A 23,530-nucleotide genomic window follows, 5' to 3' on the forward strand; every position below is an offset into this window, starting at 1 on the left:
TTCAGCGGAAGCGATCCCCCGCCTCGTCGATCGCCGCATAGAGCGCGTCGAGCTCGCTCGCCTCTATGCAATAGGGCGGCAGAACATAGATCGTGTTGCCGAGCGGACGCAGCAGCAAGCCGCGCGAGATGAAGAACTCATAGAGCGCCGGCCCGATGGTCGCGAGATAGCCTGCGTCGCGCGCGCGCAGATCGAGCGCCGCTATCGTGCCGATGCGCCGCGCATTGGAAAAGCGCGCGTCATTCGTAAAGCGCAGCAGCCGCTCCTCCTGCATCGCCGAAAGATGCGCGATGCGCCCGCGCACATCCTCGCTCTCCCAAATGTCGAGATTGGCCAGCGCCGCGGCGCAGGCGATGGGATTGGCGGTAAAGGAGCTCGAATGAAAAAAAGTGCGCGCGCGATCGGTGGAATAATGCGCCTCGAAAATCTCCGCCGAGCACATGGTCACGGCGAGCGGCAATGAGCCGCCGGTGATGCCTTTGGCGTAGCAGGCGATATCGGGAACGATTCCCGCCTGCTCGCACGCGAAGAGCGTTCCGGTGCGGCCGAAGCCGGTCATCACCTCATCGGCGACGAAGAGCACGCCATGCGCAGCGCAGATGCGCCGCATCTCGCGCAGCGTATCGGCGCCATAGACGAGCATGCCGCCGGCGCCGAGCACGAGCGGCTCGACGACGAAAACCGCTGCGTCGGCGCTGCGGCAGGCCGCCTCCAGCGCGTCGAGCGTCTGCTGCTCGCAGCCGGCGCTCGGAAAAGGAATGCGCGTCACATCGAAGAGCAGCGGCTCATAGGCCGCGTTGAAGACGGAGCGCGCGCCGGTCGACATGGCGCCGATAGTGTCGCCGTGATAGCCATGCTCGAGAGCGATGACGCGATTGCGCGCGACGCCGCGATTGCGGAAATAGCCGAGCGCCATTTTGATCGCGACCTCCACCGATGTGGAGCCGCTGTCGGAATAGAAAACGTGATCGAGCCCCGGCGCCGTCAGCGCGACGAGCCGACGCGCCAACGACTCGGCGGGCTCATGGGTGAAGCCGGCGAAGATGATCTGATCGAGCCGATCCGCCTGATCCTTGATCGCCTGCACGATCCTCGGATGGCGATGGCCATGGGTGATGACCCACCAGGAGGAAATGGCGTCGAGAATGCGGCGACCATCCGCGCATTCGAGCCAAGCCCCCTCGCCGCGCGCGACGAGGATCGCGTCTTTCTGCAGAGCGTGCTGAGTGAAAGGGCGCCAGACGGGCGATGTCATCTCGGCCATCCGCTTGAGCGCGTCGTCATGGATTGGTCTCCGTGAAATCGGCGCGGCGAAAATGCGCCGCGAAAGCCGCCGCCAGATCGGCGGCCGTGAGCGGCGCCACGAAAGGCAAGCGGCCGAGCGCGCGCACGCCGGAGATTTGCGCGATGACGCTCTGCGTCTCGGCATTCTCCTCGCCGATGAAAGCGACGCCGAGAATGGGAATCTCGCGACGCCGCAGCGCCTCGAGCGACAGCAGGCTGTGATTGATCGTTCCGAGCGTGGTGCGCGCGCAGAGCACGACCGGAAGCCGCCAGCGTGCGATGAGATCGATGGTCAGAGACGCTTCCGTCAGCGGAGTCATCAGCCCGCCGGCCGTCTCGATGACGAGCGGCGCGCGATCCGGCGGCGAGAGACGCGCCGGATCGATCTCTACCCCGTCGAGTCGCGCGGAAAGATGCGGCGACGCCGGCGTTCGCAGACGATAGGCTTCCGGCAGGAGCTTCTCCTCGGGAAGGCCGGAGAGCCGCGCGACGGAAGTCGTATCGGTCTCGCCCTCGAGGCCGGCTTGCACGGGCTTCCAATAATAAGCGCCGAGCGCGCCGGCGAGCGCGGCGGAAAACACCGTCTTGCCGACATTGGTGTCGGTTCCCGCAACGACGAGGCGCGTCATGCCGGCAGATCCACGAGCGCATGCGCCAGATCGTCGACCATGGCGGCGATCTGCGCCTCGCTCACATGCAGCGTGAGCGAGACGCGCAGACGCGCGGTTCCTTCCGCGACGGTCGGCGGGCGGATCGCGCGAATGTCATAGCCCTGCGCCTGCATCGCCGCGGCCAGCGCCAGCGCGCGCGCATTGGAGCCGACGATGACGGGCGCGATCTGTGATTGCGCCGGCGCCAGTCCCGCCTCCTGCAATTTGCGCGCGGCGAGCGCGATGCGCGAGCGCAATGCGACGCGGCGCCCTTCCGCCTGCTCCACGATCGGCAGCGCGGCGCGAACGCAAGCGGCGACGAGCGGCGACGGCGCCGTCGCGAAGATGAATTGCCGGCAGCGATTGATGAGGAACTCGCGCAGCGTCGCGGGCAGCAGCACGAGTCCGCCGGAGACGCCGAGCGCCTTGCCGCAAGTGTGCAGTGTGACAATGTTCTCGCGACCCTCGAGCGCGGCGGCGAGGCCGCGCCCGCCAGAGCCATGGACGCCGGTGGCATGGGCCTCGTCGATGAGGAGAAAGCCGTCGTGACGCGCGGCGATCTCGGCGAGCGCGTCGAGCGGCGCGAAATCGCCGTCCATGCTGTAGAGGCTCTCGACAACGATCCAGGGCCGGCCCGTTCCGCCGCCGCGGCGCCATGCGGCGATCTGATCGGCGAATGCATCGGCGTCATTATGCGCGGCGGCGACGCTTTCCGCGCGCGAGAGCCGCATGCCCTCATGCGCGCTGGCGTGCACGAGCGCGTCATGGACGATGAGATCGCCCTTTTGCGGCAAGGTCGAGAGCAGCGCCTCATTCGCGGTGAAGCCGCCGCCGAAAAAAAGCGCGCTCTCCGCATGGAAGAAGGCGGCCACCTCGCGCTCCAGCGCCTGATGCTCCTCATGGTCGCCGCGCAGCAGCCGCGAGCCGCCGGCGCCGACGGGAACGCCGCGCGCCAGCGCCGCCACGGCGGCGTCGCGCAGCTCCTGCGACTCGGCGAGCGCGAGAAAATCATTGGAGCTGAAATCGAGCCCATGGCGCGGCGCGAGCGTGCGCAGGCGATCCTGCGCGGCGAGGCGCGCGAGGTCCGCGGCGTAGAAGTCGAGCGCTCCGCTCGCGCGATCTGTCGTCACTCGATCCTTCCCGGGTCGCCCGGATATTCGTCGCGACTTTCCTCGCGCCGGGGGAGCCGGTTAAATAGCCGGGCGGCGACGGGACGGCAAGAAAGCCCGGCGCCCCGCTTTTCATCCGATCGAAACTTGAAAAACCTTCCCGCCAACGCGATCTGAGCAGAAAGAGGATTCCCATGTCCATCGACGACTGCCGAGCCGAGGCCGATCCGCCGTCGCGGATCGCTTGGCCGCCTTTGCTGCTCCTCGCGGCGATCGCCGGCGGGGCGCTGCTCGATCTGCTGCGGCCGCTCTCCGAGGACGCCTGGCCGCTCAGCGCGCGCATCGCCGGCGGCCTCATCGTCGCGCTCGCGCTCGCCAATGATCTCTGGTGCGCGTCGCTGATGCGCCGGCAAGGCACCACGATCCGGCCCGATCGCGCCGTCTCGAGCCTCGTCACCGCAGGGCCCTACCAATGGTCGCGCAATCCCATTTATGTGTCGCATGTGGCGCTGATCGCGGGCCTCGGCCTCGCCCTCGGCTCGACATGGATGCTCCTGCTCACGCCCGTGGCGGCCGTTCTGCTGCAGCGGCTGGCGATAGAGCGGGAAGAGCGCCATTTGTCGCAACGGTTCGGCGCCGAGTTCGACGCCTATGTCGCGAGAACGCGCCGCTGGTTGTAGACTGAGGCGAGAGGAGCTGAATCTGATGGCCGACGCCGCGACTCGCGCAGACTCGCCCGCCGCCGCGCATCTCGCCTTCGGCGTGCGCGGAATGACCTGCGCCTCCTGCGTTTCTCATGTCGAAAAGGCGCTGCGCGGCGCGCCGGGCGTGCTCTCGGCCTCCGTCAACCTCGCGACAGAGCGCGCCGACCTCACGCTCACGCCGGGCGCCGACCTCGCGCAGATCGCCCGCGCGGTGGACGAGGCCGGCTATGAGCCGGCGATCGAGACGATCGAATTGGGCGTCGGCGGCATGACCTGCGCCTCCTGCGTCGCCCATGTCGAAAAAGCGCTGAGCGCCGTGCCAGGGGTGATCGCCGCCGAGGTCAATCTCGCGACGGAGCGGGCGCGGGTGCGCGCGCTCGGCGGCGGCGACATGGCCAAGGTGCTGGCCAAGGCGCTGCGCCGCGCCGTGGCGGAAGCCGGATATGAGCCGCGCGAGCTCGAGACCGGCGCCAAAGCCGCCGATCGCGAGAGGACCGCGCGCGAGCAGGAGGCGGCGTCGCTGCGCAAGCGGCTCATCGTGGCGGCGGCGCTCAGCGCGCCGGTCGTCTTCCTCGAGATGGGCGCGCACACGATTCCGGGACTCGGCGATTGGCTGATGGCCGCCATCGGCCATCAGACCATTCGCTATCTCTCCTTCATTCTCGCGACTCTGGTGCTCGCCGGGCCGGGCCGCGCCTTCTTCGAGAAAGGCCTGCCCTCGCTCTGGCGCGGCCACCCGGATATGAACTCGCTCGTCGCCATCGGCACGATGAGCGCCTATCTCTATTCGGTCGTCGCCACTTTCGCGCCGAGCCTGCTGCCGCATGGCGCCGCCGATGTCTATTACGAATCCGCGGTCGTCATCGTCACGCTGATCCTCTTCGGCCGCACGCTGGAGGCGCGGGCCAAGGGCCGCACGTCGGAGGCGATCCGCGCGCTCGCCGCGCTGCAGCCCAAGACCGCGCGCGTGCTGCGCGGCGCCGAGCAGATCGAGCTGCCGATCGACGATGTCGTCGTCGGCGATCTCGTCGCCGTGCGGCCGGGCGAGCGCATAGCGACCGATGGAATCGTCGTCGACGGCGCCTCTCATGTCGACGAATCGATGATTACCGGCGAGCCGGCGCCCGTCGGCAAGCGCAAAGGCTCGGAAGTGACGGGCGCCACGGTGAACACGACCGGCGCCTTCACCTTTCGCGCGACGCGCGTCGGCGCGGATACTGTGCTCGCCGGCGTCATTCGCATGGTGGAGCAGGCGCAAGGCGCCAAGCTGCCGATACAGGCTCTGGTCGATCGCGTCACCGGCGTCTTCGTGCCCGCCGTTCTCGCCATCGCCGTCGTCACCTTCATCGTCTGGCTCGCCTTCGGCCCGCAGCGCGACGTCTCTTATGCTCTGGTGGCCGCGGTCGCCGTGCTCATCATCGCCTGCCCCTGCGCCATGGGGCTGGCGACGCCGGCCGCCATCATGACCGGCACGGGGCGCGCGGCCGAGCTCGGCATTTTGTTCCGCAAGGGCGAGGCGTTGCAGAGCCTGCGCGATGTGACGCTGATCGCCTTCGACAAGACCGGCACGCTGACGCGCGGCAAGCCCGAGCTCACCGATCTCGTGGCCGCGCAAGGCGTCGGCCCCGATGACGCGCTGCGGCTCGCCGCCAGCGTCGAGGCGCGCTCGGAACATCCGATCGCCGGCGCGCTCGTCGCCGCCGCGAAAGCGCGCGGCCTCTCTATCGTCGAGGCGCGAGACTTTGCGGCGACGCCCGGCATGGGCGTCGAGGCGACGGCGGAGGGGAAAAAGATCGCCGTCGGCGCCGCCCGCTTCATGACGGCGCTCGGCCTCGATATCAGCGCCTTCGACGCAACCGCGGCGCGGCTCTCGGCGGAAGGCAAGACGCCGCTCTATGTCGCGATCGATGGAAAGCTCGCGGCCATTCTCTGCGTCGCCGACGCGCTCGAGGAGACGAGCGTCGCCGCCGTCGCCGCTCTGCATGCGCAAGGCGTCGCCACGGCGATGATCACCGGCGACGACGAGCGCACGGCGCGCGCCATTGCGGCGAAGCTCGGCATGGACGAGGTGATCGCCGGCGTGTTGCCGGAGGGCAAGGTGGCGGCGTTGCAGCGCCTGCGCGAAGGGCGACGCATCGCCTTCGTCGGCGATGGCGTCAATGACGCGCCGGCGCTGGCCGCCGCCGATGTCGGAATCGCCATCGGCACGGGAACCGACATTGCGATCGAGGCCGCCGATGTCGTGCTGATGTCCGGCCATGTGTCGAAAGTGCCGGCCGCGCTCGCGCTCTCGCGCGCGACGATGCGCAATATCGCGCAGAATCTCTTCTGGGCCTTCGCCTATAATGTGATTCTGATTCCCGTCGCGGCGGGCGCGCTCTATCCGTTCAATGGAACGCTGCTCTCGCCCATGCTCGGCGCCGGCGCCATGGCGTTTTCCAGCGTCTTCGTGCTGACGAATGCGCTGCGGCTGCGGCGCTTCCAGCCGCCGGTGGGGGCGAGCGCGACGAGCTTTGAAACGCCTATGAGCGTGGAAGAGAGCGAGCCTGAAGGCTCGCTGCTGCAAGTCAGGGAGGAGGAAAGCGATATGACGACGACATTCGACGTTCAGGAAATGTCTTGCGGCAAATGCGTGAAGCATGTGACTGAGGCGGTGCAGAAGGCGGAGCCGCAGGCGCAGGTGAAGATCGACCTCGCCACCGGCAAGGTCGAGGTCTCGCCCTCGCCCAAGGACCCGGAAGGTCTCGCCCAGATCATCACCGACGCCGGCTATCCGGCGCGGGTCGCGGCCTGAGCGCGCGCCCATGGCGGGATCGCTCGCAGGCAAGACTCTGCTCGTCACCGGCGCGAGCCGCGGCATCGGCCTCGCGATAGCGGAGCGCGCAGCGCGCGACGGCGCCAATGTGGCGATCGTCGCCAAAAGCGTCACCGAGCATCCAAAGCTGCCGGGGACCATCTACACCGCCGCCGCGGCGATCGAAAAAGCAGGCGGGCGGGCGCTCGCCCTGCCCTGCGACATTCGCTTCGACGCGCAGGTGGAGGAGGCCTTCGACAAGACGGCGGCGATCTTCGGCGGCGTCGATATTCTCGTCAATAATGCGAGCGCGATCGATCTGCGCGGCGTCGAAGCGATCGAGATGAAGCGCTTCGATCTGATGCATCAGATCAATGCGCGCGGGAGCTTCCTCTGCGCCAAGCTCGCTTTGCCCTATCTGAAGAAATCCGACAATCCGCACATTCTCACTTTGTCACCGCCGCTCGATATGAGCCCGCGCTGGTTCGCGCCCAATCTCGCCTATACAATGGCGAAATATGGCATGAGCCTCGTCACTCTCGGTCTCGCGCGCGATCTTTCGGGCAAGGTCGCGGTGAACTCGCTATGGCCGGAGACGGCGATCGCCACCGCCGCCGTCGGCAATCTGCTCGGCGGCGACGCCGTGCTGCGGCGCGCGCGCAAGCCGCAGATCGTCGCCGACGCCGCCCATGCGATATTGACGCGCGCGGCGAGCGCCTGCACCGGCAATTTCTTCATCGATGTGAATGTTCTCGCCGAGGAAGGCGTGACGGATTTCTCGCCCTATGCGGTCGATCCGAGCCAGCCGGCGATATTGGATTTCTTCCTCGACGCGCCGATCACCGCCGGCGTGCAGAAATTCCCCTTCGGCGGCTGAGCGCGCTCAGCCGAGCGCCGCAAAGCCAGAATAGAGCGTGTAGAGCCCGACGATGGAGATCAGCGCGCCGGAGAGATAGGGCGCCTTGGCGGCGATCTGCTCGAAGCCGGACCAGCGGTTCGAAGCATGACGCACGCCGAGCGCCGCGGCGACGCCGACCGCCACCATTGTGAGCGCGAGGCCGATGCTGAAGCACAGTACCAAAGCCGCGCCCAGCGCCATCTGCCCGAGCTGAAGGCAGAGCAGGAGCACGGTGATCGAGGCCGGGCATGGGATGAGCCCGCCGGTGAGGCCGAACACGATGATCTGCCCCGTCGTCGCATGGCGGGAGGCGAAGCGTCGCTTTATGTCCTCCGCATGGGCGCGCTCATGCGCATCCATCGTCTCCTCGTCGAGAATCAGCGAAACGCTGTCCGCGGCGGCATGGTCATGCGCGTGGCGATGCGAATGATCGTGATCGTGGTCGTGTCCATGCGCGTGGTCATGCGAATGATCGTGAGCATGCGCGCGCGGACGGTCGCGCCAGATGCGCCATGTCATCCAGCCGGCGACGCAGAGGATCAGCGCGCCGGAGGCGATCTGCAGATAGGGCTCATTGGCCTCGGCGTTCCAATGCGCGCCGAGATAGAGCCCGGTGAGCGCGACGATCCAGACGATCGCCGTATGCGAGAGCGTCGCCGAAAGGCCGAGCAGAATCGCCTGACCGACTGTCCCGCGCACCGCGACGATGAAGGCCGCCATCATCGTCTTGGAATGGCCGGGCTCGAGGCCGTGAAGCGCGCCGAGAGCGACGGCCGTCGGCGCAAACAGCCAAGCGTTGGCCGCGCCGTCCCGAAACAAATCAGCGAGATTCGCCATGCGTCCTCTATTCTCCGCCCGTGGCATATACTGATTTTTGGTCCGCCGGTTAAGTCCCTCGCATGGGCGGACGGCGCTTTTGCCTCGGTAAGCATGAATTGCGAAAACGCCGGCCCCGCCACATCTAATCCACACGTCCCCTTGACCAGCTCGCCGAGAGAGTCGAAACTCGGCCGCATCGAGCCCGAAAGCCGCACGGTTTCATATGGATCGCCAACTCGCGTCGAGCGCAGCCGCCCAGGAGGCGGCGCGGCGCGCCTTGCGGAGCCGGCGCAGTGGCGGCGAAAGCCTACGCATCCGTTTCGGAACCGATCGCGCCGGCATGACCGCCGCGGCGCGCAGCGAGAGCCTCACCATCGGCGCCGTCTCGCGGCCGACGCGACGCTTTCGCTCGATCATTTTCGACACCGCCGTCAATGATCTGCGCAAGCAGAATATTCAGCTGCGCGGCTATGAGATGCATGGCGCCGCTTTCGTCGAGCTGAGCTGGGAGCGGCCTGCTGCGCCGGGCGCGCGCGGCTCCATAGAGCTGCGCGTGCCGACGCTCGAGGTCGGCAAGATGCTCGGCTCCTCCGAGCCGCTGCGGCGCTCCATCGCCGATCGTCCGCTGGAGGCGCGCAGCGTCGCCGAGACGGAGCGACGCGAGCGCCTGCTCGAGCGCGCGCAGACGCGCATCGCGGTCAGCTTCGACGACGGCTTCGTCGAATGCGGCGGACGCCGCGCCAATTTCCACGAGATCGAGCTGCAGCTCATCGAGGGCGCCGAGGAAGAATTCTGGAACGTCGCCGCCGAGCTCGCGCCGCGCATGAACGCGCGCTGTCTGCCGATGAGCGAGGCCGAACTCGCGCTCGCGCGCGCGACCGGCGCCGACATAGCGCCGGTGAAGGCGCGCCGACCGACGCTCCCTCAGGACGCTTCGCTGGACGAAGCGATCGTCGCGGCGCTCTCCGCCTGTCTCGATCAATTCGTCGCCAATTGGCCGGCGCTGCAATACCGAGCGCCGGAGGAAGCCATTCACCAGATGCGCGTCTCGCTGCGACGCCTGCGCGCCGGCGTCGGCATGCTGCGTCGCGGCGTCGTGAGCGAGGCGCTGGAGACCGCCGCCGCGCGTGCGAAGGAAATAGCGGCGACGCTCGGCGCGGCGCGCAATCTCGACGTGCTCGTCGATATGCTAGGCGCCGGTCCGCTCGCCCAGGCCAATGGCGAGCCGAGCTTCTATGCGCTGCTCGATGCGGTCGAGCGCCGACGCATAGAAGCGCACGCCGCTGTCGCGGCGCTCGTCGCCGCGCCGCAGACGACGCAATTCGTCGTCGATCTGCGCGCCGCGCTCGCCGGCAGAAATTGGCGCGCGCAGCCCGGCGAGGATGGTCGCGCGCGGCTCGATGCGAGCGCGCCCGGCTCGGCGAAGCAATTCGCCATACGCTCGCTCGATCGGCTGCATCGCCGCGCGCTGAAGAAGAGCCGCGATCTCGCCGCGCTGACGCCGGAGCAACGGCACCATGCGCGCATCGCCTTCAAGAAGGCGCGCTACGCCGCGGAGTTTTTCCAGTCCCTCTTCGATTCGCAAGCAAAAGCGCGCCGCTATCTGCGGCGCACGGCCGCGCTGCAGGACGAGCTCGGCGCCTTCAATGATCTCACGGTCGCGGCCGAGCTGCTGCGCGATCTCGGCGAATCCGACGCCACTCTCGCGCCGGCCAGCGCCTTCGCCGTGGGCTGGTGCGCGCATGCGCGCGGGGGCGCCGCGACGGATTGGAAGAAGACCGAGAAATCCTTGAAAAAGCTCGAGACATTCTGGCGCTGAGCCGCGCGCGCGGAACCAAGACGCCCGCAAGACGTTGACTCGCCAAATGAGCACGCTGCACCAGCAGTGGCGCGCGCCGATCGAATGGACGCGCCCGCCGCCTCTCAAAATCGCCCAGATCGCGCCATTGATCGAAAGCGTGCCGCCGCGTCTCTATGGCGGAACGGAGCGCATCGTCTCCTTTCTCACCGAGGAGCTCGTCGCGCAGGGCCATGAGGTCACGCTCTTTTCGAGCGGCGGCTCCGTCACTTCCGCGCGACATATCCCCTGCAGCGATCTGCCCCTGCGCCAGAAACGCGCGAGCGATCCGACGCCGAGCTATCTGCTGATGCTCGATCGCGTGCGCCGCATGGCCTCGCGATTCGACATTTTGCATTTTCATATCGATCAGCTGCATTTTCCTCTGTTTCGCGACATTGCGGCGCATACGCTGACGACGCTGCACGGGCGCCAGGACCTTCCCGATCTCGATCGCTTCTACGCCGGCTTTCCCGAAATGCCGCTCGTCTCCATCTCCGACTCGCAGCGCGCGCCGGTTCCGCACGCCAATTTCGTCGGCACGGTGATGAACGCATTGCCGCTCGATCTGCTCGCGCCGACGCTGCGTCCTGCGGGCGATTATCTCGCCTTTCTCGGCCGCGCCTCGCCGGAAAAAGGCCTCGATCACGCCATCGCCATAGCGCGCGCCGTCGGCCTGCCGCTGAAGATCGCGGCCAAGGTCGATCTGCCGGACAAGGCCTATTTTCACGAGCGCATCGAGCCGCTGCTGTCGCTTCCGGGAATCGAGTTCGTCGGCGAGATCGACGATCGCCGCAAGAGCCGCTTTCTCGGCGAAGCGCACGCGCTGCTGTTTCCCATCGAATGGCCAGAGCCTTTCGGCCTCGTCATGATCGAGGCGATGGCCTGCGGCGCGCCGGTTCTGGCCTTTCGTCACGGCGCGGCGCCGGAGATCATAGAGGACGGCGTCACCGGCGCGCTGGTGGAGAATGTCGCCGATGCGATCGCGCGTCTTCCACGCGTGCTCGCGCTCGACCGCGCGCAGATCCGACGACGCTTCGAGGAGCGATTTTCTGCGGCGCGAATGGCGGCGGAATATGTCGCCATCTATCGCCGCCTGCTGCGCGCGCCGGCGCCGGCCGAGCTGCGCGCGCATCCCATTGTGCTGCCGCCGACCTATTTCAGCAGGAATGTCGAGCAAATCGAACCGGACGATACATATCCCCCGCGCTAGCGAAAGCGAGGCGGCGCGCGAGCCGCGAGAGTCCGGCGCGCCGCCGGACGCCGGCGCCGATGCGCCGCAGGCGCATGAGCTGCAATTCTACATTCCGGCGACCGGCCCGCCCTCGCGGCCGCGCCGCACGCTCAAGCACGACGACACATTCGCCGTCTTCGACAGCCATGGCGACATAGGCGCGACGGCGGGCGGGCCGGATGGGCTCTTCGATCACGACACGCGCTATCTCTCGCATCTCGAGCTCCTGATCGAAGGCGCGCAGCCCTTGCTGCTCGACTCCGCCATACGCGACGACAATCTGAGCTTTTATGTCGATCTCACCAATCCCGACATTTTCCGTGACGAGAAGATCGCGCTGCTGAAAGACTCGGTCTATGTCTCGCGCACGCTCTATCTCAAGGACGGCTCGCTGCGCGAGCGGCTCGAGATCTCCAATCAGAGCGCCGAGGAGGTTCGGCTCGATCTGTCGATCGGCTTCGGCAATGATTTCGCCGATATTTTCGAGGTGCGCGGCGTCAGGCGCGCGCAACGCGGACGCGCCTGGGCGCAGCTTCTGGCGGCCGGCGCGGTCGCGCTCTATTATCGCGGGCTCGACGGCGCGCTGCGCGAGACGGCGCTCTCCTTCGAGCCCGATCCTTCGCTGCTCGTCGACAGCGTCGCCACCTATTCGCTGCGTCTCGCGCCGCGCCAGGCGCAGACGATCTTCCTCACCGCCGCGAGCCGCGGACGTCTGCCGAAATCGACGCAATCCTTCTTCAACGGTTTGACCGGCCTGCATCGCGAATTGAAGGCCGCCGCCGGCCAGAGCGCGCATGTGGAGACATCCGATCCGACGCTCAATCAAATCCTCTGGCGCTCGACCGCGGATGTGCGCATGCTGCTCACCAAGACGGCGGACGGCTGCTATCCTTACGCGGGCATTCCCTGGTATTCGACCACATTCGGACGCGACGGCATCATCACGGCGTTGCAGATGCTGTGGTTCGATCCCAGCATCGCCGTCGGTGTGCTGAAGCGTCTCGCCGCGCATCAGGCGGAGGAATTCGATGCGCGCGCGGACAGCGAGCCCGGCAAGATTCTGCACGAGATGCGCGACGGCGAGATGGCGGCGCTCGGCGAGGTGCCCTTCGGCCTCTATTACGGCTCGGTGGATTCGACGCCGCTCTTCGTCATTCTCGCCGGCTATTATGCGCGTCGCACGGGGGATTATGCGCTGGTGCGCGAGCTGTGGCCGGCGATCGAGCGCGCGCTCGCCTGGATCGACGGGCCGGGCGACCCGGACGGCGACGGCTTCGTCGAATATTCGCGCCATACGGAGAAGGGACTGCGCAATCAGGGCTGGAAGGATTCGTATGATTCCGTCTTCCACGCCGACGGACGTCTCGCGGATGGGCCGATCGCGCTGGTCGAGGCGCAGGCCTATGTCTATGCGGCGCGGCGCCTCGCCGCCCATTGCGCGCGCGAGCTCGGCCTGCATGCGCGCGCCGAGGAGCTGGCGCGCGCCGCAGAAGCGCTGCGTCTGCGCTTCGAGGAGGCCTTCTGGTGCGAGGAGATCGGCAGCTATGCGCTGGCGCTGGACGGCGAGAAAAAGCAGTGCAAGGTGCGCACGAGCAATGCGGGACATGCGCTCTATGCAGGCATAGCGCGGCCGGAGCGCGCGCAGAGCGTCGCCGATGGGCTGCTCGACTCCAAATTCTTTTCCGGCTGGGGCTTGCGCACTGTGGCGCGCGGCGAGAGCCGCTACAATCCCATGTCCTATCACAACGGCTCCATATGGCCGCATGACAATGCGCTGATCGCGCATGGGCTCGGCCGCTATGGCTTCAAGGAGGGCGTCGCGGCGATATTCGACTCGCTGATCCGCGCCGCGAGCTATATGGAGGCGCGCCGCATTCCAGAGCTCTATTGCGGCTTTCGCCGGCGCCGCGGACGCGGCCCCACTCTCTATCCCGCCGCCTGCTCGCCGCAGGCCTGGGCGGCGAGCGCGCCTTTCCTGCTCATCCAAACCATGCTCGGACTCGAGTTCGACCATAAGGCGCGACAAATTCGCCTGGTGAATCCCTCCGTGCCGCTCTCGGCCGGCGAGATCGTGATACGCGATCTCTCGCTCGGCGAGGCGCGCGTCGATCTGGCGCTGAAGCAGGATGCACGCTCGGCCATATCGCTGCATGTGCTGCGCACCATCGGCGACGTCCAAGTGTCGCTGGTCTTCGATCCCGATGTGCGTGAGCATCCGCTCACGACCAAGGGCTGAGCGAGCGGCGGAACCATTCCGGCGCGGTCGCGTTGCTTCGGGACGATCGCGACCACAGGAGGAACTGTCGATGGCGAGCGCCAATCCCGACTTCAATCTCGTCTCCAGCGAAGACGTCGAAGGCACGACCGTCTTCGATCGGCTCGGCAATCAGCTCGGAGAAATCGATCATCTGATGGTCGACAAGGTCTCGGGCCGCGTGCGCTACGCCGTCATGAGCTTCGGCGGCTTTCTCGGCCTCGGCCACAGCCATTATCCGCTGCCGTGGAACTCGCTCTCCTATGACGCCGACCGCGAGGGCTATGTCGCCGACATAATCGAGCAGCAGCTGCAGGATGCGCCGGAGTTCAGCGACGACAGCTGGACCGACCGCGACTGGGAGAAGCGCGTTCACGAGCATTATCACGCGCGCCCCTATTGGGACGAGCAGTCGCAGCAATGGCAGGGCGAGCAGCAGCCGCGTCCGCGCGGCTGAGGCGCATCGCCGAGCGCCGCCCTGCGGCTAGCTCGAGGATCGACAGGCTTCGCCGCTATGCGTTAGAAATTTCAGATCGTCGATTCGCGCGGCGCTTTTTCTCGACTCGCTTTTTCGAATGGAGATTTTCTCGTGACTCTTCGACGCTTCGCGGCGCTCGGCTTTTCGGCTGCGCTTCTCCTCGCTCCGTCGACCTGCGCTCTCGCGCAGGCCGACGGATTTTTCGTTCCCGAGCTCCCCGGGCCAGTGCCGGGAGCGGTCCCGGCGCTGACGCCGGGCGTCCTCACCGCCGCGCCCTATTCGTACTATTACCGCTATCCGGCGCCCTATCCTTACGTCTACGCCCGCAACGGCTGTCTCGTGAATGCGGGCGTCTACGACAATTGGGGCGCCTTTCTCGGCTATCAGAGACTGCGCGTCGCCTGCTGATCGACGACGCGCTTGTCGAGCAGCACCTGATTGGCGTCCAGCGAAAACTCCTTCCACGCCGCCGCAATGTCGAGCAGCGTGACCTGGAGATAATCCTTGGACGGCTTGTGCTCCTCCGGGAAATTGGAGAGCGCGCAAGAGGTGCGATTATAGTCGATGACGCCGTCGAGTAGTTCCTGAATGAAGCCGTCGAAGGCCTTTTGCGCCAGCGGCGTCAGATCGGAACGGCCCTTGTCGACGGCGACGACGGAATGGTCGAAGGGCAGGCCCTCGAGCACGGCGAGCGCCTCCTTCAGCACAGCCTCCATCGCGCCGAGCATGGCGCGTTGCGTGATCTGCTCCTTCTGGCCATTGGAGAGGCCGAAATTCAGCCGCTGGCGATAGCTGGCGAAAGTCGGCGCGCGCTTGGCGTTCACCCATTCGCGGAAACGCGCCATGCTCGCTTCATTGAGCGCCTCGCCGGAGGCGCCTTCGCCGGAAATCATCGTCGACGTCTCCTTCTGATCGAGAAGGCGCAGCCTTATGCGCTCGGCCGCGACAAGCGCGCCCTCGAGATAGCCGCCGCCCTCGCGCGCGGTCTCCGTGCCGCCGAGATAGAGCTTGCCGTCCCAAAAGGCCTGCCGCAGCAGCGGATCGCCATAGTCGGGATGCTCGGACGGGGGCGTCAGATCGATCGTCGCGCAGGTGAAGGGCTCGTGCGTCCAATCCTGCACATGCTGCTCGCCATCCTCGACCGCCCTGCCGAACAATTGGACGAATTGACTTTCGATCAGCATGGACATGCCGCCGCTGAACGCTTCCCGCAGCTCTGCGGAGAGCGCGAAGAAGCCGCCGATCGCAGCGCGCGCGCCGGAGGCGTCGCAGGCGTCGAAAATCTCGCCCAGAACGGCCTGCTCATGTGTGGCGAAGGCGTTGCCGGAATGCCCGTCCGCGCGCCAGGCCGGCGCGCCGGAGAAGCCGACCACGGCCTTGGCCTGCGCCGCCATCCAGGTCGGCGCGCTGCGCATGGCGTTGCGGCTCAGCGCATCGAGCTCCGGCTGGAAGGCGAGATGCTCGGCCAAGAGGCGGGGCGGCAGCGCCAGCACGGCGCGCTTAGCGGTCACGGTCTCGGTCTTGCCGTCCGACTCGAAGGTCAGCTCCACATGATCGCCGCGATCGGCGATGGCCCGGAGCACGGAAGAAAGATGGATCGCCTCCGCCGGAACCGCCGTCGTCAGCGCCTCGATCAGCGAGGCCATGCCGCCCTCCAGCCGACGCGCGCCGGAATGGAGATTGGGCGTCATGCGCGTCTCGGGCTTTTTGTCGCCGAAGGCGAGCAGCAGCGCCGTGCCCGGATCATATTGCGGAAAATCCGTGAGGCCGAGCTCCTTCACCAGAGCGGTGATGGTCGGCTGCGTGTCCGGCCAGAACCAGGTCGGACCCATATCGACGCGCATTCCCGAGGCTTTGTCCTCGACCGACAATACGCGCCCGCCGAGCCGCGGACGCGCTTCATAGAGCGCGAAGCTCACCCCTGCCCCAGCGAGACCGCGCGCCAGCGCCAAGCCGCAGGCCCCGCCCCCGACAATCACAACGTCCAGCATATTTCAGCTCCTGAGCCGTCTGGCCTTTTGCTGCAAAGCGACGCAAAGGGCGTGCCGGGATTTTGTCGCTTTTGCGCCCTTTCCGGGCTGGCGCCTCGCGTGCAACAGCGGCATGGCCTCCGATGGAGAGACCGCAGTGACCGACGACCGCAACCGCCTCGGCGAGGAGACGAGCCCCTATCTCCTCCAGCACAAGGACAATCCCGTCCATTGGCGCGCGTGGTCGGCGGAGACGCTGGCGCTCGCCAAGGCGCAGGGCAAGCCCATTCTGCTCTCCAGCGGCTACGCCGCCTGCCATTGGTGCCATGTGATGGCGGCCGAGAGCTTCGAGAGCGAGGCGATCGCCGCGCTGATGAACGAGAATTTCGTCAATGTGAAGGTCGATCGCGAGGAGCGGCCGGACATAGACCATCTCTATCAGCAGGCGCTGCAGCTCACCGGGCGGCGCGGCGGCTGGCCTTTGACCATGTTTCTGACGCCGGACGGCGAGCCCTTTTGGGGCGGCACCTATTTCCCGCCGGAGCCGCGCTATGGAATGCCCGGCTTCGCCGATATTCTGAAAGCGATCTCCGAGCTCTGGCGCGAGAAGCCCGCAGTGGTCACGCGCAATGTGGCGGCGATCGGTGAGGGGCTGAGCCGCCTCGCCGAGACTGCGCCCGCGGATCCGATCTCGCCCGATCTCGTCGAGACGATCGCCGAAAAGCTCGACCTCTATATCGATCGCGCCAATGGCGGCGTCGGCGGCGCGCCGAAATTTCCGCAGGCGGCGAGCCTCGAATTTCTCTGGCGCGCATGGAAGCGCACGGGACGCGCCTCTTATCGCGAGGCCGTGCTGACGACGCTCGATCATATTTGCCAGGGCGGCATTTACGATCATCTCGCCGGCGGCTTCGCGCGCTATTCGACCGATGAGCGCTGGCTCGTCCCGCATTTCGAGAAAATGCTCTATGACAACGCCCAGCTCGTCGATCTGCTGACGCTCGTCTGGCAAGAGGAGAAGAAGCCGCTCTACGCCGCGCGCATAGAGGAGACGATCGATTGGGCGCTGCGCGAGATGCGCCTTGCCGAAGGCGTCTTCGCCAGCAGCCTCGATGCCGACAGCGAGCATGAGGAAGGCAAGTTCTATGTCTGGACCGTTGCCGAAGTCGACGCCGTTCTCGGCGAGCGCGCCGCGGCCTTCCGCGCCGTCTACGACATAGAGAACAGCGGCAATTGGGAAGGCAAATCCATTCCCAATCGCCTGCATTCGATGGAGCTGCTGTCGGCGGAAGAAGAAGCCGCGCTCGCTCTCGACCGCGCGAAGCTATTGGACGCGCGCGCGGCGCGCGTCCGGCCGGGCCGCGACGACAAGGCGCTCGCCGATTGGAACGGGCTGATGATCGCCGCAATAGCGAGCGCCGCGCAGATCTTCGGGCGGCGCGACTGGCTCGAGGCGGCGACGGCGGCCTTCGATTTCATCGCCGCGACAATGACCACCGCCGACGGAAGGCTGCTGCACTCCTATGGCGCCGGCCGCGCGAAACATATGGCGGTGCTGGACGATTACGCCGATCTCACGCGCGCCGCTCTGGCGCTCCATGAGGCGACCGGCGAAACGCGCTTCCTCGAGCGCGGATGCGATTGGATCGAGATCGTCGAGGCGCATTATCGCGATGCGAACGCCGGCGGCTATTTCTTCACCGCCGACGACGCCGAAGCGCTGATCCGCCGCTCGAAAATCGCCGAGGACGCCCCCTTGCCCTCCGGCAATGGGACGATGACGCAAATTCTCGCGCAGCTCTATCATCTCACCGGCGACGAGCGCTATCGCGCGCGCGCCGACTCCACGCTCGCGGCTTTCGCCAGCGCCGTGCGGCGAGGAATGCTCGGCTATTCCACGCTGCTGAACGGCGCCGAGACTTTGCGCGACGGATTGCAGATCGTCGTCATCGGCGCGCGCGAGGCGAGCGATACGGCCGCGCTGCTGCGAGTCGTTCACGGCGTGAGCCTGCCCGGCCGCACGCTCGCCATTGTCGCGCCGGGCGCCGAGCTGCCGCCCGCGCATCCCGCCGCCGGCAAGACAATGATCAATGGAAGCGCGGCCGCCTATGTCTGCCGCGGCGCGACCTGCTCATTGCCGATCATCGAGGCGACGGAGCTCGAGAAAGCGCTTCGTTAGGGCGTCTTCCACGCCAGCGCCGCCGCATAGCCCGGCGGCGCCTCGAGACGCGCGATGCGAAGATCTCCCCAATCCGCCTCGGCGTGGCGCAGCTCGTAGAGATCGCCCTGCCCCGGCCACACAGAGAAAGCCTGCAGCTTCTCCGTTATGCCGAGGCCGAGCGCCTTCAGCGCCGCCTCCTTGGCCACCCAACGCTCGAAAAAACCAGCGGCGTCGATCTTTTCGCGCTCCTCTCGCGTCAAGGCGATGGAGGAGAGACCGGCGACGTCCACCTTGCGATCCGCGCGTTCTATGTCGACGCCGACCTCCCAATGACGCGAGACGGCGATGAGCGCGCATGCGCCGGAATGCGAGACATTGAAGAAGAGGCCTGCGCCCGCGAGCCCGAGCTTGCCGTAAGTCCCGGAGTCGAAGCGTAGCGCCGCCGGATCGACGCCCAGCTTCTCGCCGAGGAGACGCCGCAGAGCCGCGCGCGTCGAAATCATGCGCAGCCGATCCTCATGCCGCAGAAAGCGCAGCGCCCGCTCGCGCTCTTCCGCGCTCAGCGCGTCCCAATCGGCCTCGGACCAGGGCGCGGCGAGATCGAAATCGAGACGCGTGATCTCGATGCGCCCTTCGCTCACCGCGGGAGCCCAAGAATGCGTCATTGCATGCGCCACTGCATGCGCTGATGGATGCGTCACGCGCCCTCCCTATCGCTGCGCCTCCGCCGCCGGCGCGGCGAGCGTCTCGATCGCTCTCTCGAAAGCCGAAGCGCTCGCGCTGCGCAGCGGACAATAGGGAATGCCATGGCTCTCGCACAAGCTCTTCACCGCGCCGACAGCGCGATGGCTGACGCAATCGACGGGAAAAAACACCGCGTCGGCGCGCCGCACCAGCTCGCTCAGCATGGCGCGACTGTCTTCCATGCCGCCGTCATGATGGATGAGCGAGCCATTGCGCCGCTCGACGAGACGCTGCAGCCGGCATACCGTGCGCGGCCGGCCGCCGACATAGAGCAGGCAGCGGCCGCACAGATCCGTCTCGCTCTCGCGCGGCTCGTCGGCGACGGGCTCCGCCGCGACGGCGATCTCAGAAACGATCGGCGCAGGGGCGCGCGTCTCCTTCGCCTTCATCCGCTCGAGACGGCGCTCGAGCCGCGCATGATCCTCGCGCAATTCGGCATGCGAGAGACGGAGCGCCCCGAGCTCGCGCAATGTCTCGTCGCCACGCTCCGCCGCGCGCAGAGCGTCGACCTCGCGGCGCAGGCTCTCGCATTCGCTGGCGAGCGTGCGCGCCTCGCGAAGCTGCGCGCCGAGCCGGGCGATCTCGTCGCGCAACACGGTCAGCTCGTCATTGCGCTCGGCGATGACGCTGGCGAGACGCCGCGCGATCTCGGCCTTCGCGCGTCGCGCCTCCGCGACCTCGCGGGCGTCGCCGCGATGCGCGGCGCCGCTCAAATGCGACATCATGTGAATATCGCCGAAAATGCGCGTCTCCACGCCGGGCGTGAGGCGCGGATGGCCGATCAGCGCCCAATAGGCGCCGGGAACGAAGCCAGCGTCGATCGCGCTCTCCCAATAGGCGAGCAGCGCCTCCTCGCCGTCGAGCGCCTTGGCCTTGCGGATCGCGCCTTCATAGCGCGTGTCGAGATGTTTCTGCACGGCGCGCGAGACGACATTCTCGTCATGCATCTTCTCGACGAAGAGGCCATGCACCTGATAATCATTATAGCGCGCTTCGTCGCCGAGAAAGCCGGTGCGCCGCGCGATCTTGCGCAATTCCGCGATCGTCAGACATGTGCCGACGATCGAGCAATGCGACGCGCCGATGATCTCCCATATGCGGCGGCGCGCGCCCGCCTCCCGCCGCGCGGCGGGCGCGAGCTCGAAGCCCTCGCTCGCCATGGCTGATTTCAGCACGCTCAATGAGACGAGAGGCCGCCGCTCGCTCATGGCGTCGCCTCCACCGCCGCATCGTCACGCGCATTGGTCTGCGCGAGCACGGCGTCGAAACCCTCGAACTCGGGATGGCCGACATAGAGCGGCTTGTTCTTGCCGGCGTCCTTATGCGAATCGCGGAATTGCTGCGACGTCGTCCAAGCGAGAAAGCTCGCCTTGGTCTCCCACATCGTATGCGAGGCGTAGAGCGTGTGATCCTCGCGCTCCGGCCCGCGCAGCAGATGGAAGGAAATGAAGCCCTCCATCTCCTCGAGGCGCGTGCGGCGCGAGGCCCAAATCTGCTCGAACGCCTTTTCCTCACCCTTGACCACCTTGAATCGATTCATCGCGATGAACATGCGGAGCTCCGTTTCGTCGGCCGCGCGCAGGCGGCCGGAATTGGAGGCCATCGTCGCGCGGCGCCGCGTCGCGATCAAGCCCCGCCTCGGCCGAGGAGGCTGCAAGATTTCCAAAATCCTACTCTGCAAGCTTTCCAGCCGCAGCTCCACGATATCGCCAGAAACGCCGCCATCATCGGCGCGGCGAAAGCGAAAGGAGAAGGCCATGTGCGATATCGAAGGCGAGCGGAACAAGATCGACGCGCTGCTCGATGCGGCGGCGCGCGCCGCACCCGCAGGCGTGCGAGAGGACGAGCGCGCGCTCGCGCGATTTTGTCTAACCGCGCTCGGCGAGCATTACGCCACCGAATGTCCCGACGAATGCCTGCGGCGACGCTGCGACGATTTCGTGGCGCGAATCATTCTCGGCGATGTGATCGCTCAGGAGAACGCCTGAGCGATATCGGCGACGAGATCGTCTGGATGCTCTATGCCGATCGACATGCGCACCAGCGCCGGCGTGATGCCGATCTCGCGTCGCGCCTCCTCCGCCAAACCAGAATGCACGGTTGTCGCCGGATGACACACGAGCGACTCCGTGCCGCCGAGGCTCACCGCCAATTTGAAAATCTGCAGCCTGTTCAGGAAAGCGAAAGCTTCCCTTTCGCCGCCTTCGACATCGAAGGAGAAGGTGGAGCCCGCGGAGCTCGATTGACGCTGCATCAGCGCGCGCGCCGGATGAGCCGGCGGCAGCAGCGGCGGATAATGCACGCGCGCGACCTTCGGATGCGCGGAGAGATATTCGGCGACAATCGCCGCATTGCCGGCGGCGCGCCGCATGCGCAACGACAATGTCTCCAGCGAGCGCGCCAGCATCCAGCAGGAATGCGGATCGAGCTGCGTGCCTATGGCGTTGCGCATCGTGCGGATCGGCGCCAGCGCCGCATGCGCGCCGATGACGGCGCCGCCGATGAGATCGCTGTGGCCGCCGACATATTTGGTGAGCGAATAGAGCGAGAGATCGGCGCCATGCTCGAGCGGCGATTGGAACACGGGACCGAGCAATGTGTTGTCGCAGCACAGAATCGGACGACGCCCTTGGCGCGCGCCGATCTCCTGCGCGATGCGCGCCACCATGTCGATATCGACAAGGCTGTTCATCGGATTGGACGGCGTCTCGACGAAGATCATGGCGACATTGCCAATCGCCATTGCGCGCTCGGCGGCGTTGCGCACGACAGTCTCGTCGAGCCCGTCGGCGAAGCCGACGCTTTTGATATCGAATGGCGCGAGCGTGCGGCCGATCAGCACCTCGGTTCCACCATAGAGCGGGCGGCTGTGCAAAATCACCTCGCCCGGCTTCGCATAGGCGAGGATCGTCGTGACGATCGCCGACATGCCGGATGAGAAGACGAGGCCAGCCTCCGCATTCTCATGCACGGCGAGTCGGTCCTCGAGGATCTCGAGATTGGGATGATTGAAGCGCGAATAGACGAGCCCCGGCGCCTCGTTGCGCGCATGCGCGCCGCGGCCGGCGATATGGTCGAAATAATCGCGTCCATCCTCCGCCGTGCGGAAAGCGAATGTCGATGTGAGAAACACCGGAGGCTTCACCGATCCTTCGGAGAGAGCCGGATCATAGCCATAGCCGAGCATCAGCGTCTCTGCGTGGAGACGATGATCGCCGATGCGGATCTTGTGATAGCGTTCGCTGCTCATGATCTCTCTCCTGTCATCGACTCGGCGCGGAAGATCGATTGCGATTCCGTAAATGAAATCCTGCGCGCGCGCATTCTTCGATCGTCTCCACACAAATGAATACGTAGCTTTTTTCGCTAAGGTCGCATGTGCGTCACAGTCACAGAAAATCGATGAAATGTCACGTCGTTGCGGCTCACCGCCGTTGACCGAATCTCGGCGTGCGACTTAGCATTTCAATAGCCGCATTACCCACGGCGAGCGGACAGCGACAGCGCGCGGCCCATGCGGTGACAAAACTTTGTTGAAAAGGATTCCTCGATGAAGAAGTTATTCTCAGCCACCGCGATTGCACTGGCTCTCTCCGCTGGAGCGGCGCTGGCCGCGGACCTGCCGGCCGTCAAGGCTCCGTTGCCGCCTCCGCTGCCGCCGCCGCCCCTGTGGACCGGATTCTACGTCGGTCTGAACGCCGGCTATTCGTTCGGCGCGAGCAACAACATCGATGTCACGACCGCCCACATCTACGACTCGCTCGGACCGAATGGCTTCCTCGCTCCCCTCGTGATCGATCCTGGCGCCGGCGGCGCCGCTCTCGCTTTGAGCGGGACCGCCAACACGCAGCGCAACGGATTCATCGGAGGCGGCCAGGTCGGCTACAATTACCAATTCGGCAACAGCTTCCTGGTCGGTCTCGAAGCCGATTTGCAAGGAGCCGGCATCCGTAGCGACAGCAGCTTCGTCAGCGGCTCGTCGTGGAACGCCTTCGACATCGGACCCGGCATTCTCAGACTGGACCGCTCCGCCGCCGGCGCCACCACGGTGACGACGCGCACGGATTGGCTCGGCACTGTGCGCGGCCGTTTGGGCTACATCTGGGGACCGTCTTTCCTGATCTACGCCACCGGCGGTCTCGCCTATGGCGGAACGCAGGCGGCGACGCATCAGTCCTTCTATGTGAACAACACGCTGTCCCTTCTCCCTCCGCTCCTTTCGGTCAGCGTGCCCTACGGCTCGATCGGCGGTTTCTCGCGCTACGATCAATCGCGCATCGGCTGGACGGTCGGCGGCGGCATCGAGTGGCTGTTCGCTCCGAACCTGAGCTTCAAGGCCGAATATCTCTACTACGATCTCGGCACGGCGCGTTACCTCAACAGCCCGATCGCCGCGACCGGCCCGTCGGTCAGCTTCCTCGGCATCACCTCGCCGCTGCTGGCCTCGATCAACCAGGGCGTCACGCGCGTGAAATTCGACGGCCATATCGCGCGCGTCGGCATCAACTATCACTTCATCTCGGCGCCGCCCGTGCCGGTCGTCGCCAGATATTGATCCGGCCCTAGCGCTGTCGCGATCACGAGAGCCCGGCCT

General features: G+C 66.4%; 20 protein-coding genes. 11 read left to right on the forward strand and 9 right to left on the reverse strand.

Annotated elements, in window-relative coordinates; translation table 11 throughout:
* Position 1: 1 nt before the first annotated feature.
* Genes K369_RS11880 through K369_RS11890 form a run of 3 tightly spaced genes read right to left on the reverse strand, consistent with a single transcriptional unit; the run spans position 2 to position 3,064 of the window.
* Positions 2-1,255, reverse strand: a complete 1,254-nt coding sequence (locus K369_RS11880) for an adenosylmethionine--8-amino-7-oxononanoate transaminase (protein ID WP_036294980.1) — start codon at positions 1,253-1,255, stop codon at positions 2-4.
* A gap of 25 nt (positions 1,256-1,280) precedes the next feature.
* Complete coding sequence (gene bioD / locus K369_RS11885) at positions 1,281-1,913, reverse strand: dethiobiotin synthase (protein ID WP_036291427.1); 633 nt, start codon at positions 1,911-1,913, stop codon at positions 1,281-1,283.
* Positions 1,910-3,064, reverse strand: coding sequence for an 8-amino-7-oxononanoate synthase (locus tag K369_RS11890; protein ID WP_036291429.1), 1,155 nt, complete (start codon positions 3,062-3,064; stop codon positions 1,910-1,912). The genes bioD and K369_RS11890 overlap by 4 nt, the downstream gene beginning before the upstream one ends.
* 173 nt (positions 3,065-3,237) lie before the next feature.
* On the opposite strand from K369_RS11890, the gene K369_RS11895 reads away from it, so the two are divergent.
* Genes K369_RS11895 through K369_RS11905 form a run of 3 tightly spaced genes read left to right on the forward strand, consistent with a single transcriptional unit; the run spans position 3,238 to position 7,418 of the window.
* A complete protein-coding gene (locus K369_RS11895; protein WP_036291431.1) occupies positions 3,238-3,723 on the forward strand; it encodes an isoprenylcysteine carboxylmethyltransferase family protein in 486 nt (161 codons plus the stop codon).
* A 25-nt stretch (positions 3,724-3,748) separates the two neighbouring features.
* Complete coding sequence (locus tag K369_RS11900) at positions 3,749-6,541, forward strand: heavy metal translocating P-type ATPase (protein ID WP_036291434.1); 2,793 nt, start codon at positions 3,749-3,751, stop codon at positions 6,539-6,541.
* A 10-nt stretch (positions 6,542-6,551) separates the two neighbouring features.
* Positions 6,552-7,418, forward strand: a complete 867-nt coding sequence (locus tag K369_RS11905; RefSeq protein ID WP_036291436.1) for an NAD(P)-dependent oxidoreductase — start codon at positions 6,552-6,554, stop codon at positions 7,416-7,418.
* Between the two features lie 6 nt (positions 7,419-7,424).
* On the opposite strand, the gene K369_RS11910 is transcribed toward K369_RS11905, so the two are convergent.
* The gene (locus K369_RS11910) at positions 7,425-8,276 is read right to left on the reverse strand and encodes a nickel/cobalt efflux transporter (RefSeq protein WP_036291438.1); all 852 of its coding nucleotides are present in this window, start codon (positions 8,274-8,276) and stop codon (positions 7,425-7,427) included.
* A gap of 205 nt (positions 8,277-8,481) precedes the next feature.
* On the opposite strand from K369_RS11910, the gene K369_RS11915 reads away from it, so the two are divergent.
* The 5 genes from K369_RS11915 to K369_RS11935 all read left to right on the forward strand — a co-directional run bounded on the left by K369_RS11915 (position 8,482) and on the right by K369_RS11935 (position 14,469).
* Positions 8,482-10,077 (forward strand): CHAD domain-containing protein, encoded by a 1,596-nt coding sequence (locus K369_RS11915; protein ID WP_036291440.1) that lies wholly within the window; start codon positions 8,482-8,484, stop codon positions 10,075-10,077.
* A gap of 46 nt (positions 10,078-10,123) precedes the next feature.
* A complete protein-coding gene (locus K369_RS11920; RefSeq protein WP_036291442.1) occupies positions 10,124-11,308 on the forward strand; it encodes a glycosyltransferase family 4 protein in 1,185 nt (394 codons plus the stop codon).
* Positions 11,265-13,565 (forward strand): glycogen debranching N-terminal domain-containing protein, encoded by a 2,301-nt coding sequence (locus tag K369_RS11925; RefSeq protein WP_036291444.1) that lies wholly within the window; start codon positions 11,265-11,267, stop codon positions 13,563-13,565. The genes K369_RS11920 and K369_RS11925 overlap by 44 nt, the downstream gene beginning before the upstream one ends.
* A 70-nt stretch (positions 13,566-13,635) precedes the next feature.
* Entirely contained in the window at positions 13,636-14,040 is a 405-nt protein-coding gene (locus K369_RS11930) for a PRC-barrel domain-containing protein (RefSeq protein ID WP_036291446.1), read from the forward strand.
* A gap of 132 nt (positions 14,041-14,172) precedes the next feature.
* Positions 14,173-14,469 (forward strand): hypothetical protein, encoded by a 297-nt coding sequence (locus K369_RS11935; protein ID WP_036291448.1) that lies wholly within the window; start codon positions 14,173-14,175, stop codon positions 14,467-14,469.
* Here the strand turns inward: K369_RS11935 and K369_RS11940 are convergent.
* Complete coding sequence (locus tag K369_RS11940; protein ID WP_084570654.1) at positions 14,445-16,052, reverse strand: FAD-dependent oxidoreductase; 1,608 nt, start codon at positions 16,050-16,052, stop codon at positions 14,445-14,447. The genes K369_RS11935 and K369_RS11940 overlap by 25 nt on opposite strands.
* A gap of 136 nt (positions 16,053-16,188) precedes the next feature.
* On the opposite strand from K369_RS11940, the gene K369_RS11945 reads away from it, so the two are divergent.
* Positions 16,189-18,210 (forward strand): thioredoxin domain-containing protein, encoded by a 2,022-nt coding sequence (locus K369_RS11945; protein ID WP_036294983.1) that lies wholly within the window; start codon positions 16,189-16,191, stop codon positions 18,208-18,210.
* On the opposite strand, the gene K369_RS11950 is transcribed toward K369_RS11945, so the two are convergent.
* The 3 genes from K369_RS11950 to K369_RS11960 are packed head-to-tail and all read right to left on the reverse strand — an operon-like array spanning position 18,207 to position 20,488.
* Entirely contained in the window at positions 18,207-18,857 is a 651-nt protein-coding gene (locus tag K369_RS11950; RefSeq protein WP_036291452.1) for a 4'-phosphopantetheinyl transferase superfamily protein, read from the reverse strand. The two genes, K369_RS11945 and K369_RS11950, sit on opposite strands and share 4 nt — an antisense overlap.
* A 45-nt stretch (positions 18,858-18,902) precedes the next feature.
* Entirely contained in the window at positions 18,903-20,144 is a 1,242-nt protein-coding gene (locus tag K369_RS11955) for a DUF2325 domain-containing protein (RefSeq protein ID WP_036291454.1), read from the reverse strand.
* A complete protein-coding gene (locus K369_RS11960) occupies positions 20,141-20,488 on the reverse strand; it encodes an antibiotic biosynthesis monooxygenase (RefSeq protein ID WP_026191417.1) in 348 nt (115 codons plus the stop codon). The genes K369_RS11955 and K369_RS11960 overlap by 4 nt, the downstream gene beginning before the upstream one ends.
* A gap of 205 nt (positions 20,489-20,693) precedes the next feature.
* On the opposite strand from K369_RS11960, the gene K369_RS11965 reads away from it, so the two are divergent.
* Positions 20,694-20,924 (forward strand): hypothetical protein, encoded by a 231-nt coding sequence (locus K369_RS11965; protein WP_036291456.1) that lies wholly within the window; start codon positions 20,694-20,696, stop codon positions 20,922-20,924.
* On the opposite strand, the gene K369_RS11970 is transcribed toward K369_RS11965, so the two are convergent.
* Positions 20,909-22,186 carry a cystathionine gamma-synthase family protein gene (locus K369_RS11970; RefSeq protein WP_036294987.1) on the reverse strand — a complete coding sequence of 426 codons (1,278 nt, stop codon included), beginning with the start codon at positions 22,184-22,186 and terminating at the stop codon, positions 20,909-20,911. The genes K369_RS11965 and K369_RS11970 overlap by 16 nt on opposite strands.
* A 300-nt stretch (positions 22,187-22,486) precedes the next feature.
* Between K369_RS11970 and K369_RS11975 the strand changes: the two genes are divergently transcribed.
* Positions 22,487-23,491: an outer membrane protein gene (locus tag K369_RS11975; protein ID WP_036291458.1), complete on the forward strand. Its 1,005-nt coding sequence runs from the start codon at positions 22,487-22,489 to the stop codon at positions 23,489-23,491.
* Positions 23,492-23,530 lie beyond the last annotated feature (39 nt).

Source organism: Methylosinus sp. PW1, from assembly GCF_000745215.1.
In the GTDB taxonomy this organism is placed as follows: Bacteria; Pseudomonadota; Alphaproteobacteria; order Rhizobiales; family Beijerinckiaceae; genus Methylosinus.